Consider the following 12575-nt stretch of genomic DNA (forward strand, 5'->3'; position numbering starts at 1 on the left):
TGTGAAACTTTCGGAAAGCGGGTTCCCGCATGTCACGACGTCACAGGGCACTACTGACACCGATCCTCCTGTTCCCCCTTCTCGGGCTTGGCCCTGCCGTCAAGGAAAGCGCTTCCCCGATCCGGGTGGAACAGCACGGCGTTCTCCAGCGGATCGACGGTTTCGGCTTCTCCCAGGCATTCCGCCGCAACGAACTGGTCCGCGCGCTGCCCGCCGCCAAGCAGCGGGAGATCCTCGACCTCTGGCTGAGCCCGGAGAAGGGCGCCGGGCTCAGCATCCTGCGCCTGGGAATCGGCTCCTCCCCGGCCGGCAGCCCGTACGACCTGATGACCTCCATCCAGCCCGAGGATCCCGGCGGCCCGGACGCGCCGCCGAAGTACGTCTGGGACGGCGAGGACGGCGGCCAGGTCTGGCTGGCCAAGGAGGCCAAACGCTACGGCGTGAACCGTTTCTACGCCGACGCCTGGAGCGCCCCCGGCTACATGAAGGACAACGGCTCCGACAGCGACGGCGGCACCCTGCTCCCGGCGTGGCGACAGGCGTACGCCGACTACCTGGTGCAGTACGCGAGGTTCTACGCCCGTGAGGGCATCAAGATCACCGACCTCGGGTTCACCAACGAGCCCGACCTCACCGTCTCGTACGCCTCGATGCGCTTCACCCCGGACCAGGCCGCCGAGTTCGTCAAGGTCCTCGGCCCCACGGCGGCCCGCGCCGGCCTCAGGGTGATCTGCTGCGACGCCGCCGGCTGGTCCGAGCAGCGCGAGTACACCCGCGCCATCGAGGCCGACCCCGCCGCGCGGCGGTGGGTCGCCACGCACGCCGGCCACCCCTACGTCAGCCCGGTGGACGGCCCGCTGCCCACCGGCCGGCCGGTCTGGATGTCGGAGTGGTCGCCCAACGGAAGCACCTGGAACGAGGCGTGGGACGACGGCAGCGGCTACGACGGCCTCGCGGTCGCCCAGCAGATCCACGACTCGCTCACCCTGGGCAGGGCGAACGGCTACGTCTTCTGGTTCGGCGCCTCACGCGGCGCCACCCGGGGCCTGATCCAGATCGACGAGGCCACCTCGACCTACCACGTCTCCAAGCGCCTGTGGGCGCTGGCCGCCTACAGCCGCTTCATCCGGCCGGGCGCGGTCCGGCTCGCCGTCACGGCCGCCGACCCGGCGCTGAAGGTCACCGCCTTCCGCAACGCCGGGGGCTCGGAGGTCGTGGAGATCCTCAACACCGCCACCGTGCCCGTCTCCACCAGGATCACGACCCGGGCGGGCCGGGCCACCTCCTACCTGACCGACGGCGATCACTCACTCGCGGCCACGCCGCTCGCGGGTCTGCGGCCGGACCGCACCCTCACCCTTCCCCCGCGTTCCCTGACCACGGTCGTCGTACGTTGACGCGCCCCGTACCGGAGGCGGCCGCCACCTGGAAGGGACGCGGATGATCCGGGTGGCGGTCGTGGGCACCGGCGGCATCGCGGGGATCTGCCATCTGCCCGCGCTGCGCGCCCAGTCGCACCGGGCGCGGGTGGTGGCCGCCGCCGACGTGGACGAGGCCCGGGTCAGGGCGTTCTGCGCCGAGCACGCGATCCCGCGGGCGTACCCCTCCCTGGAGGCGATGCTCGACGCCGAGCGGCCCGACCTCGTCCACCTGTGCACCCCGCCGCACCTGCACGCCGCCCAGGCGAGGGCCTGCCTGAAGGCCGGCGCCTGGGTGTGGATCGAGAAACCCGCCTGCCGGTCGCTGGCCGAGTACGACCTGATCACCTCGGCCGAGGGGCCCGGCTACGCCTCGGTGGTCTCCCAGCACCGGTTCGGCTCCGGCGCGCGCCACCTGCGCGCCCTCGCCCCCGAGTTGGGCCGCCCGCTCGTCGCGCTCTGCGTGACCGCCTGGTACCGCGACCACGCCTACTTCGAGGCGCCCTGGCGCGGCCGCTGGGAGACCGAGGGCGGCGGCCCCACCATGGGGCACGGCATCCACCAGATGGACCTCATGCTGTCGATCCTGGGCGAGTGGTCGGAGATCCGCGCGATGGCCGGCACGCTGGACCGCCGGATCGAGACCGAGGACGTCTCGATGGCCGCCGTCCGCTTCGCCTCCGGAGCCATGGCCTCGGTGGTCAACAGCGTGCTGTCCCGGCGCGAGGAGAGCTACCTGCGCTTCGACTACGCCGAGGCGACGGTGGAGCTGCGCCACCTGTACGGCTACCGCAACGCCGACTGGAGGTCCACCTCGGCCCGCTGGAACCCGCCGGTGGACCTGCCGAGCTCGCACGAGGCGCAGCTGGCGGAGTTGCTGGACGCCTACGAGCGCGGCGAGCGCCCGCCCATGAGCGGCCCCGAGGGGCGCCGGTCGCTCGAACTGATCACCGGCCTGTACGCCTCGGCGTTCACCGGCCGGCCCGTGCTCCGCACCGACCTCACCCCCGATCACCCCTTCTACCGCCGCCTGGACGGACGCGCATGGAGCTGACCTTCACCGAGCGCGGCGTCGAGATCCTGCGCTACGTCCACCGGCCGGAAACGCCGGTGTTCGAATCTCCCAAGCCCTACTTCCACCCGATCAGGACCCTGGCGGGCGACGTGGTCAGCGCCTACCGACCGCACGACCACCGCTGGCACCGGGGCCTGCAGCTGACCGTCTCGGACCTGTCGGGGGAGAACTTCTGGGGCGGCGGCAGCTACGTCCGCGAGGCCGCCGGATACGTGGACCTGCCGAACAACGGGACCATGCGGCACGAGGAGTTCCCCGCCCCCGGCGTGGAGCGGCTGACCTGGCACACCCAGGGCGGCGAGCACTGGGTGGACGAGGTGCGGACCTTCGAGGTCGGCGACGTCGGCGACGACTCGTGGGCGCTGGAGCTGTCCACCGCGATCACCAACGTACGCGGAAGGGATCTGGTCTTCGGCAGCCCCACCACCTCCGGCCGCCCGATGGCCGGGTACTGTGGCCTGTTCTGGCGCGGGCCTCGCTCCTTCGAGCACGGCCAGGTGATCGCCGAAGGCGGCGAGGGGCCGGAGATGATGGGCCGGGAGTCGGCGTGGCTGGCCTACAGCGGCACCCACGACGAGGTCGACCGCTCCTCCACCCTGCTGTTCCAGAGCGCCCAGCCCACCGTCTGGTTCGTCCGCACGACGCCGTTCGCGGCGGTCAACCCGTCCATCGCGTTCCATCGCGAACTGATCCTGCCGCCCGGCGCGACGCTGCGGCTGCGCTACCGGATGGTCGTGGCCACCGGCGCGTGGGACCGCCCCCGGCTGGAGGCGTACGTCCGGCGGCACCCGTGTCCGGCACCGGCATGAGAGACCCAGGGAGCACCCGTGTTCGGCACCGGCGTGAGCGATCTGACCGTCTACGACTGGCCCGCCGCCGACGGCCTGCGCGGCGGCTCGCCGCACCTGCACACCCTGTGCGCCGAGGCGTACGCCGTGGTGGCCGGTTCCGGCAGCGTGCAGACCCTGACCTGGGAGGGTTACCGGGAGACGGCGCTGGCCTCCGGCTCCGTCGTCTGGTTCACCCCCGGCACCGTCCATCGCCTGGTCAACGACGGTGAGCTGCGCATCGTGGTCCTCATGCAGAACAGCGGCCTGCCCGAGGCCGGCGACGCCGTCCTGACCTTTCCCCCCGAGGTCCTCGCCGATCCGGCCGGGTACGCCGGGGCCGCGCGGTCGGCCCCGCGCGAGCGCCGCGACCTGGCCGTCGAGGGGTTCCTGCGGCTCCGTGCCGCGGGCCGCCCCGGTTTCGCCGCCTTCCTCGAGGCCGCCGCCCGCCTCGTCGGCCCCCACCTGGACGCCTTCGAGTCCCGCTGGCGCCAGGGCCCGCTGCGCGCGGCGGAGACGACGGGCGCCCGGCTGGCCGCGCTCCGCGCCGGCGACCTGGCCCACCTGCGCGAGGCGGCGGTCACCCCGATGCCCTCCGTGCCCCGCGACGGCATGTGCGGCCACCTGCTGACCTACCCGGCGGACCCTCCCGGTCGGGACGGGGCCTGAGGCCGGCCGGGGGCGCGGCGGACCGCCGGGAGCGGGAACTGTCGGTGCGATCTTCTAGGCTGGCCCCATGGCACGAGCTAACGACGACGTCGCGGCCGCTCTGGAGGAGTACGCCGAGCTGTTCGCGATGACCGGCGGCGACGCGTTCCGGGTCCGCAGTTACCAGAAGGCGGCCAAGGCGATCGCGGGCTTTCCCGAGGACATCACGGCCGTGCCCGTGCGAGGCGTGCCGGGGGTGGGCGAGGCGATCGCCAAGAAGGTCGAGGAGTACCTGGAGCGGGGCAGCTTCCGCCAGCTCGACGATCTGCGGGGGAAGGTTCCCCAGGGAGTGCGGCGGCTGACCCGGGTGGCCTCGCTCGGGCCGAAGAAGGCGGTCTTCCTCTACCAGGAACTGGGCATCGACTCCCCCGAGGCCCTGGCGAAGGCCATCGGGGAAGGGCGTCTCGAGGGCGTCAGGGGCTTCGGCGCCAAGACCGTGGAAAACCTGCTCAAGGGGGTCGAGAACCTGGCGGAGAACAGCGCCAGGATGCACACCGGAGTCGCCATGGACCTGGCGGAGCGGGTCATCGCCTCGCTGCCGGGTGCCGAGCGGATCGCCTACGCCGGGTCGCTGCGCCGGATGAAGGACACCATCGGCGACGTCGACATCCTCGCGGTCGGCCCCGAGTCGCTGATGGACGACTTCAAGGCCCAGCCCTACGTCGCGGAGGTCATCGCCTCGGGCGACAAGAAGACCTCGATCCGCACCGCCCAGGGTGTCCAGGTCGACCTGCGCCTGGTCCCCGCCGAGTCGTGGGGCGCCGCGCTGATGTACTTCACCGGCTCCAAGGAGCACACGGTGCACCTGCGGGAGATCACGGTGAAGAAGGGCTGGAAGCTGTCGGAGTACGGCCTCTTCGAGGGGGAGCGGGTGATCGCGGCCGCGACCGAGGAGGAGGTCTTCGAGGCGTTCGGCATGGCGTGGATCCCACCGACCCTGCGCGAGGACACCGGTGAGATCGCCGCCGCACTCGCCGGTGAACTGCCCGAGCTGGTCACCCTGGAGGATCTGCGGGGCGACCTGCACACCCACACCGACCTGACCGACGGGATCGCCTCGCTGGAGGACATGGTCGCCGCCGCCCACGCTCGCGGCTACTCCTACTACGCGGTGACCGACCACGCCCCCGACCTGGCGATGCAGCGGATGACGCTGGACAAGGCCCTGGAGCAGCGCGAGCGGCTGCGCCGGCTGCAGGAGAGATACCCGGGGATGCGGCTGCTGCACGGCAGCGAGCTGAACATCGCCCCCGACGGCTCGGTCGACTGGCCGGCCGAGGTGCTGGCGGGCTTCGACGTGTGCGTGGCCAGCATCCACTCGCACTTCACCCAGTCCCGCGAGGAGATGACCCGGCGCCTCGTCACCGCGTGCGAGAACCCCCACGTGCACATCATCGGCCACCCGACCACCCGCAGGATCGGCGCCCGAGGACCGGTGGACGCCGACTGGGACGAGGTGTTCCGCGCCGCGGCCCGCACCGGCACCGCGATGGAGATCGACTCCTTTCCGGACCGCTCCGACCTCCCCTCGGACCTGGTGCGGCTGGCACAGCACCACGGCGTGAGATTCTCCATCGACAGCGACGCCCACGCGGTTCCCCATCTCGACAACCAGCGGTTCGGCATCGGTGTCGCCCAGCGCGGCTGGCTCACCGGTGACGACGTGATCAACACCTGGCCCCTGGAGCGGCTGCTGGCTTTCCTCGGTCGTTGAGGGGATGATTGAGAGCGGCGAGGGCGTGATACCCATCGCATATTACATAGTTTACTGGTAGGAAATAGGTGTAGAGAGGAGCGGTGCCGGATGCCGTACGAGAACCTCGACGACGAGGCCGTCCGCCGGCGCGCCCGAGCCGGGCGGACTCCACAGGAGGCCCCCGACCGGCTCCGACTGGCCACCGTCGACGGCAGGACCCTCGACGAAAAGGACCTTGATGACAGGGCCGGCGACGACCCGTCCGCCTCGGGGATCGTCAAGCCGCTGCCGCCGGAGCTGTTCGTCGAGCACGAGACCAATGCCGAGATGCGCTGGGACGCCATGGGCGACGTCGGGTTCCACGTGCCCAACGACCGGTTCTTCGTCCGCAACCACACCTCCACCCCGATCGTCGACGCGGCCACCTGGCGGCTGCGGCTGCACGGCACGGGCCTGAGCGCCCCCCGGAGTTTCGGCTACGAGGAACTACTCGCGATGCCCTCGGTGACGCGCGACGTGGCGATCGAGTGCGCGGGCAACGGGCGGAGCCTCTTCACCACCCAGCAGCACCAGGAGGTCGCCGGCACCCCGTGGCGGCTCGGCGGCATCGGGGTGGCCCGCTGGCGCGGGGTGCCGCTGGCCACGGTGCTGGAACGGGCCGGGATCACCCCGGACGCCGTCGACGTCATGGCCCGCGGACTCGACCCCGCCTACGTGGCCGACGGGGTGGACCACGGCCGGGTACGCCGCCCGATCCCGGCGGCCAAGGCGCTGCGGGACGTCATCCTCGCCTACGAGATGAACGACGAGCCGCTCCCGCCCGACCACGGCCACCCCGTGCGGCTGGTCGTCCCCGGCTGGATCGGCCTGGCCTCGGTCAAGTGGGTCGGCGACATCGAGGTGTCCACCTCGCCGCTGTCCTCGCCCTGGAACACCGAGTTCTACCGGATGTTCGGCGACGCCTACCCGCCGCAGGGCGGCGCCCCGCTGACCACGCAGGGGGTCAGGAGCGCCTTCGAGCTGCCCTGGAACGCCACCCTGGTCGCCGGGCGCCCCTACCTGCTGCGCGGGCGGTCGTGGTCGGGCAACGGCCGGATCGCCGACGTGGAGGTGAGCCTGGACGGCGGCGCCACCTGGCAGCGCGCTCCGCTGCGCGGACCGCATGTGGCATCCACCTGGACCCGCTGGCAGGTCACCTGGAAACCCGCGGAGACCGGCCGGCACTTCCTGCTCGCCCGCGCCACCGACGAGACCGGCGCGGTCCAGCCGTCGCACACCACGCACAACGACTTCGGCTACCTCTTCGACGCCGTCGTCCGCCACCCCGTGACCGTGGTGAGCGGTTGACCGGGAGCCCGATCGGGCCGGACGGCCCGGCCCGCGGCTCCGGATGCCCGCACCCGGGTATCACCTTCGGAAAGAACCGCCGGGACACCTCCATCCGACAGGCGTGACTACCGAGTGAAATGGGAATATCACCGAACGCGATGATCGGCTGGGCCTCCGGACCTCGTCGGAAAGACATCCGCGGTCCCACGGAGGAAACGAGAGGGAAACGTGCCGACCTGATGATGGCAATACGTGTTCTCCCATCTTCCGCCAGGAGGCTCGACCGATGCGCCAGCTGACCGCGCTCGACGCGCAGTTCCTTCACGCAGAGTCGGCGACCACGGCGGCCCATGTCGCGGGGCTCGCCATCCTCGACCCGGCCTGTTCCCGGGCGGGGGCCGTCACCCGCGAGTGCCTGATCGGGCTGCTCCGCGAGCGGGTGCACCTGGCCCCGGCGCTGAGGCTCCGCCTGGCCACCGTGCCGTTCGACCTCGACCGGCCGTACTGGACGGAAGACCCCGATCTCGACGTCGCCGGCCACGTCCACGAGGTGACCCTGACCGCGCCGGGCGACGACGCCCAGCTCGCCGAGGAGGTGGCCCGGATCCACGAGCGGCGCCTCGACCGGGGCCGCCCGCTCTGGGAGATGCATCTCATCCAGGGACTGACCGGTGGCCGGGTCGCCCTGTACGCCAAGGTCCACCACTGCGCCATCGACGGGGTCTCGGGAGCGGAGACGCTCGCCGCGCTGCTGGATCTGACGCCCGAGCCTCGCGTCGTCGAGCGGCCCGCGCCCACGCCGCGGACCACCGCCCCCGGTCTGGCGGGCATGCTCGCCGGAGCCGTGGCCAGGTCGGTGATGCAGCCCGCCAGAACGCTGTACTCGCTGGGTCGCATGGCGACCGAACTCGACACGATGCCCCTGGCCTCGGCGCTGCCGGGTGCCCGGCAGGTGGCCGCCGCCACCCGGATGATCACCGGAAGAGGGCGGGAGTTGCCGGAACTGCCCATGCTGACGGCGCCGCGCACACCGTTCAACGGCCCGATCGGCCCCGAGCGGCGCTTCTCCTACGGGTCGATCCCGCTGGCGGACGTCAAACGGGTGGCCAGGAGCTCGGGGGCCAGTGTCAACGACGTGGTCATGACGCTGTGCGCCTCGGCGCTGCGCGCCTGGCTGCGCGAGCGCGACGCGCTGCCCGATCGGCCGCTGATCGCCGCGGTCCCGGTCGCGGTCCGCACCGCGAGCGCCCAGGACGTGGTCGGCAACCAGATCTCCGTCATGGTCACCCCCATCCCGACCGACCTGGCCTGTCCCCGTGAGCGCCTGCGCGTCATGGCGCGGACGATGCACACCGCCAAGCGGCGGTTCGCCGGCTCCCCCGCCGGTTGGCTGGGCGAGCTGTCGTCGATGCTGCCCGCGGCCGTCACCGCGCTGGCGACCTCCACGGTGTTCCGGCTGGCCTCGATCATGCTGCCGCCGATCAATCTGATCGTCTCGAACGTGCCGGGACCGCAGCTCCCGCTGTACCTGTGCGGGGCCAGGGTGCTCGCCTACCACCCCATGTCGGTGCTGACCGACGTGAGCGGCGGGGTCAACATCACCTGCTTCTCCTACGACGGCTCGCTCGACTTCGGCATCCTGTCCTGCCCGGACCGGGTGGCCGACGTGTGGCGGCTCATGGGCCACCTGCAGGAGGCCATGGACGAGCTGATGGAGCAGATCGAGCCCGCCGGGCGGCTCACCCCGGTGGGCAGCCTCCCGGCCAGGCAGATGGTGCCCGCCTGAGGGCCCCGCGCCGAGACGCGGCGGGCGATCAGCCGATCCAGACCGTCTTGGCGCCGCAGAACTCCCGGATGCCGTACGCCGACAGCCCGCGCCCGTACCCGGAGCCCTTGACACCACCGAACGGCAGTTGAGGGTAGGCGGAGACCATCCCGTTGACGTACACCATGCCGGCCTCGATCTCGGAGACGAGGCGTTCCTGCTCCGCCACGTCGCCGCTCCAGGCGGCGGCGGCGAGCCCGAAGGGGGTCGCGTTGGCCAGGGCGATCGCCTCGTCGATGTCCGCGACCCGGTACAGCGCGGCCACCGGGCCGCGGACCTCCTCGTGGAACACCCGCATCTCGGAGGTGATGCCGGTGATCACGGTCGGTTCGTAGAACCAGCCGGGCCGATCCGGGCTCACTCCCCCGCAGAGCACCCGGGCGCCGAGCCCCGCGGCGTTGGCGACCTGTGACTCGACGTGGTCGCGGCCCTGCCGGGTGGCGAGCGGTCCCACGTCCGTCGCCTCGTCCGCGGGGTCGCCGAGCCGCAGCGACTCCATCAGCGCCACGAACAGCCCGGCGAAGTCGTCGTAGACCTCCTCGTGCACGATGAACCGCTTGGCCGCGACGGAGGACTGGCCGTTGTTGCGCACCCGCGAGGTGACCCCGACGGCGGTGGCCTCGCCCAGGTCGGCGGAGGGCATGACGACGTAGGGGTCGGAGCCGCCCAGTTCCAGGACCGTCTTCTTGATCTCCCAGCCCGCGATCGCGGCGACCGGGCGGCCCTCCCGGTCGGCCCCGGTGAGGGTGACGGCCGCCACGCGCCGATCGCGCAGCAACGGCTCGACCTGCTCGGGCTCGATCGGCAGGACCTGCGCGCATCCCTCGGGAAAACCGGCCCTGGCGAACAGCCCGCCCAGGTGCAGCGCCGTCTGCGGCACGTTCGGCGCGTGCTTGAACAGGCAGACGTTGCCCGCCATCAGGGCGGGCGCGGCGGACCTGACCACCTGCCAGAGGGGAAAGTCCCACGAGGTGATCCCGAGGACGGCGCCCAGCGGCTGGTAGCGCACGTACGCCTGCCGCGCGCCCACGGCGGGCCCGTCCGCCGACTCGTCCGCGAGGAACTCCTCGGCGTGGTCGGCGAAGAAGCGCATCTCCCGCACGCACATGTCCACCTCGCAGTGGGCGGCGGCCAGCGTCTTGCCCATCTCGGTGGTCACCAGCCGTGCCAGCCGGTCCTGCTCGGCCCGGAGCAGGCCGGCGGCGGCGTGCATCCAAACCGCCCGCTGCTTGAAGTCGACCGCCCGGTACTCCTGGAACGCGGAGGCGGCGAGTGCCAGCCGCCGTTCCACCTCCTCCTCGCCGATCGGGTCGAACGTCCTGAGGGTCTCGCCCGTGGCCGGGTTGATCGTCGCGATCGCCATCGGTGCCTCCCGGAGAATCGCCGTCGGTGCCTCCCGGAGAAACATCGCCGCCGGACGGCGAAGCGTTCGGGCGACCTTCCCCTCTTCCTTTATGCCCCCTTATGTCCAATATCCGTCCTCGCGGTCGGCGGGAGCAGCCGCAAAGGGCTCATCGGGCTCCGACAGCCTCCAGGAGCATGGGCAGCGCCCGGCGGAGTTCCCGGTTCCAGTAGGTCATGTTGTGGCGCCCCGAGTAGAAGTGGGGCTGGAAGGGAATGTCCAGCGACTGCAGGCGACCGGCGAAGGCCAGTGTCGCCTTGTTGGCGAGTTCCTCGGTGATGTCCCCGAAGAGCTCACCGTCCCTCTTGCCGCCGTCGCCCGAGGCCAGGTAAAGGCGGACCCCGCGCAACCTGTCCGCCAGATGGTACGGGTCGTGCCGCTCCCACACCTCGCGGTTCTCCCGCGGATCACCCCAGATCCGCTTCCAGTCGGTGCCGAAACAGCCCGCCGTGGTGCCGAGCATGACCGCCAGGTCGACCCCGGGCATGAGGATGTGCACCGCGCCGCTGAAGGAGGCCGCGGCTTTGAAACCACCGGCCGCCGCGTACAGCATCGCGCCCTGGCCGCCCATGGAGTATCCGGCGATGGCCCGCTCCCTGCCCGCGGCGTACCTGCTCTCCAGCAGCGGAAGCAGCTCCTTGAGGTGGTAGGTCGCCCACCTGGGCGGCCCGCCCTCGCCGCCGTTGTACCAGTCGGAGTAGCTGCCGCACTTGCCGCCGTCGGGCATGACCACGATGACCTGATCGTTCTCCGTGAACCTCTCGACGTCGGACTTCGACCATCCCGCGTAGTCGTCGAGCCCCCCGTGCAGCAGCCAGAGCGTCGGCCAGGTCCTGCCCGCGTCCCTGGACCAGCCCTTGGGCAGCAGCAGCCGCACCCGGGTGACGTCGTCGAGGGCCGCCGAGCGCAGGGTCAGGTCCATCCGGCGGCCACCGGACCGCTTCTCCCCGACCACCTCGACACCGTCGGGAACACCGTCGGGAACACCGTCGGGAACACCGTCGGGAACACCGTCGAGACCCCCTCCCGGTCTCCTGGACGCGTCCGGCGTGCGGGGCCGCTCCGAGGTGGAAGGGGCCGGCGGGTCCGCGACGGTCCCGCGCTGGTTGGAGATCAGGGCGATCGCGGCGGCCACCGCCAGGACGAAAAGACCGCCCGCGATCACAGCACCGACGAGGAGTCCGCGTAACCGTGAACCGGGTGCCATGGGAGCCTCCGACAGTCTTATTGACGCCGCACATAATAGTGCTCCGACGGCTGTCACCGATGCCCCGTACCCGCGCGATTACTCGAGAAATAGAGTTAGCCCATGAGCTTTTCTGAGCTGAACCTGTTTCCTCTCTGTCTCGGCGGCAACGTATTCGGCTGGACCGCGGACCGGAACGACTCCTTCGCGGTCCTGGACGCCTACGCCGAGGCGGGCGGCAATTTCATCGACACCGCGGACGTCTACTCCGCGTGGGCGCCCGGACACGTCGGCGGTGAGTCCGAGACCGTCATCGGCGAGTGGACGGCCTCCCGCCGCAACCGTGACCGGATCGTGGTGGCGACCAAGGTGGGTTCACTGAACGGCCGCGCCGGGCTGTCGGCGGCCAACATCCGAGCGGCGGTCGAGGACTCGCTCCGGCGGCTGCGTACCGACTACATCGATCTGTACTGGGCCCACATCGACGACGCGGCCACCCCCCTGGAGGAGACCCTCGGCGCGTTCGACGACCTGGTCACCGAGGGCAAGGTACGGAACATCGGCGCCTCGAACTACAGCGCCGAACGGCTCGCGGAGGCACTGGAGATCTCCGAACGGGACGGCCTGGCGCGGTACGGGGTGCTGCAACAGCACTACAACCTTCTCGAACGCGACTACGAGGGGGCACTGCGAGACGTGGTGGCCGAGGCCGGGCTGACCAGCACACCGTACTTCGGCCTGGCCCGCGGCTTCCTGACCGGCAAGTACCGGCCGGGGATCACGGTGGACAGCCCCCGCGCGGGCCAGGCGTCGCAGTACCTCCACTCCGAGCGCGGGCCAAGGGTGCTCGACGCCCTGGACAAGGTCGCCGCCTCCCATGGAGCCGCCCCGGCCACCGTCGCCCTCGCCTGGCTGGCCGCCCAGCCCACGGTGGCCGCGCCGATCGCCAGCGCCCGCAACGTCGAGCAGCTTCGGCCGCTGCTCGCGGTCGCCGACCTGACGCTGTCCGAGGACGAGCTGGCCCTGCTGGACGAGGCGTCCCGCTAGAAGGACACGACGGGGCCCGGCCGCGGTGCGGCCGGGCCCCGGTCAAATTCAGGCTGTGCCAC

The 12575-nt window shown here is 71.5% G+C and carries 10 protein-coding genes; 8 read left to right on the plus strand and 2 right to left on the minus strand.

What is annotated here, in order from left to right; all coding sequences use genetic code 11:
* Positions 1 to 29 precede the first annotated feature (29 nt).
* The 7 genes from AB0K21_RS04995 (at position 30) to AB0K21_RS05025 (ending at position 8839) form a co-directional block, all read left to right on the plus strand.
* Positions 30 to 1397 carry a glycoside hydrolase gene (locus tag AB0K21_RS04995; RefSeq protein WP_364147920.1) on the plus strand — a complete coding sequence of 456 codons (1368 nt, stop codon included), beginning with the start codon at positions 30 to 32 and terminating at the stop codon, positions 1395 to 1397.
* 43 nt (positions 1398 to 1440) lie between these two features.
* A complete protein-coding gene (locus AB0K21_RS05000; RefSeq protein ID WP_343976617.1) occupies positions 1441 to 2472 on the plus strand; it encodes a Gfo/Idh/MocA family oxidoreductase in 1032 nt (343 codons plus the stop codon).
* A complete protein-coding gene (locus AB0K21_RS05005) occupies positions 2463 to 3302 on the plus strand; it encodes a PmoA family protein (protein WP_343976614.1) in 840 nt (279 codons plus the stop codon). Before AB0K21_RS05000 ends, AB0K21_RS05005 begins: the two co-directional genes overlap by 10 nt.
* Positions 3303 to 3320: 18 nt before the next feature.
* Positions 3321 to 3989, plus strand: a complete 669-nt coding sequence (locus tag AB0K21_RS05010) for a cupin domain-containing protein (protein ID WP_364147923.1) — start codon at positions 3321 to 3323, stop codon at positions 3987 to 3989.
* Between the two features lie 67 nt (positions 3990 to 4056).
* A complete protein-coding gene (gene polX, locus AB0K21_RS05015; protein WP_343976608.1) occupies positions 4057 to 5742 on the plus strand; it encodes a DNA polymerase/3'-5' exonuclease PolX in 1686 nt (561 codons plus the stop codon).
* Positions 5743 to 5832: 90 nt separating this feature from the next.
* Positions 5833 to 7071 carry a sulfite oxidase gene (locus tag AB0K21_RS05020; RefSeq protein ID WP_364147926.1) on the plus strand — a complete coding sequence of 413 codons (1239 nt, stop codon included), beginning with the start codon at positions 5833 to 5835 and terminating at the stop codon, positions 7069 to 7071.
* Positions 7072 to 7339: 268 nt separating this feature from the next.
* Positions 7340 to 8839 (plus strand): wax ester/triacylglycerol synthase family O-acyltransferase, encoded by a 1500-nt coding sequence (locus tag AB0K21_RS05025; protein WP_343976602.1) that lies wholly within the window; start codon positions 7340 to 7342, stop codon positions 8837 to 8839.
* A 28-nt stretch (positions 8840 to 8867) separates the two neighbouring features.
* On the opposite strand, the gene AB0K21_RS05030 is transcribed toward AB0K21_RS05025, so the two are convergent.
* Together AB0K21_RS05030 and AB0K21_RS05035 are read right to left on the minus strand one after the other, a co-directional pair.
* Complete coding sequence (locus tag AB0K21_RS05030) at positions 8868 to 10241, minus strand: aldehyde dehydrogenase family protein (RefSeq protein ID WP_343976598.1); 1374 nt, start codon at positions 10239 to 10241, stop codon at positions 8868 to 8870.
* 148 nt (positions 10242 to 10389) lie between these two features.
* The gene (locus AB0K21_RS05035) at positions 10390 to 11487 is read right to left on the minus strand and encodes an alpha/beta hydrolase family protein (protein WP_343976595.1); all 1098 of its coding nucleotides are present in this window, start codon (positions 11485 to 11487) and stop codon (positions 10390 to 10392) included.
* A 102-nt stretch (positions 11488 to 11589) separates the two neighbouring features.
* Here AB0K21_RS05035 and AB0K21_RS05040 point away from each other — a divergent pair, with 102 nt between their 5' ends.
* Entirely contained in the window at positions 11590 to 12513 is a 924-nt protein-coding gene (locus tag AB0K21_RS05040) for an aldo/keto reductase (RefSeq protein ID WP_364147931.1), read from the plus strand.
* Positions 12514 to 12575: the final 62 nt, after the last annotated feature.

Origin of the sequence: Streptosporangium sp. NPDC049248, assembly GCF_040678965.1 — a bacterium.
GTDB lineage: Bacteria > Actinomycetota > Actinomycetes > Streptosporangiales > Streptosporangiaceae > Streptosporangium > Streptosporangium fukuiense.

Bases quoted from the DNA above. Each gene is read 5' to 3' on its own strand.
- AB0K21_RS04995 (WP_364147920.1), top strand. From the start codon at position 30: ATGTCACGACGTCACAGGGCACTACTGACACCGATCCTCCTGTTCCCC.
- AB0K21_RS05000 (WP_343976617.1), top strand. From the start codon at position 1,441: ATGATCCGGGTGGCGGTCGTGGGCACCGGCGGCATCGCGGGGATCTGC.
- AB0K21_RS05005 (WP_343976614.1), top strand. From the start codon at position 2,463: ATGGAGCTGACCTTCACCGAGCGCGGCGTCGAGATCCTGCGCTACGTC.
- polX (WP_343976608.1), top strand. From the start codon at position 4,057: ATGGCACGAGCTAACGACGACGTCGCGGCCGCTCTGGAGGAGTACGCC.
- AB0K21_RS05020 (WP_364147926.1), top strand. From the start codon at position 5,833: ATGCCGTACGAGAACCTCGACGACGAGGCCGTCCGCCGGCGCGCCCGA.
- AB0K21_RS05025 (WP_343976602.1), top strand. From the start codon at position 7,340: ATGCGCCAGCTGACCGCGCTCGACGCGCAGTTCCTTCACGCAGAGTCG.
- AB0K21_RS05030 (WP_343976598.1), bottom strand. From the start codon at position 10,241: ATGGCGATCGCGACGATCAACCCGGCCACGGGCGAGACCCTCAGGACG.
- AB0K21_RS05035 (WP_343976595.1), bottom strand. From the start codon at position 11,487: ATGGCACCCGGTTCACGGTTACGCGGACTCCTCGTCGGTGCTGTGATC.
- AB0K21_RS05040 (WP_364147931.1), top strand. From the start codon at position 11,590: ATGAGCTTTTCTGAGCTGAACCTGTTTCCTCTCTGTCTCGGCGGCAAC.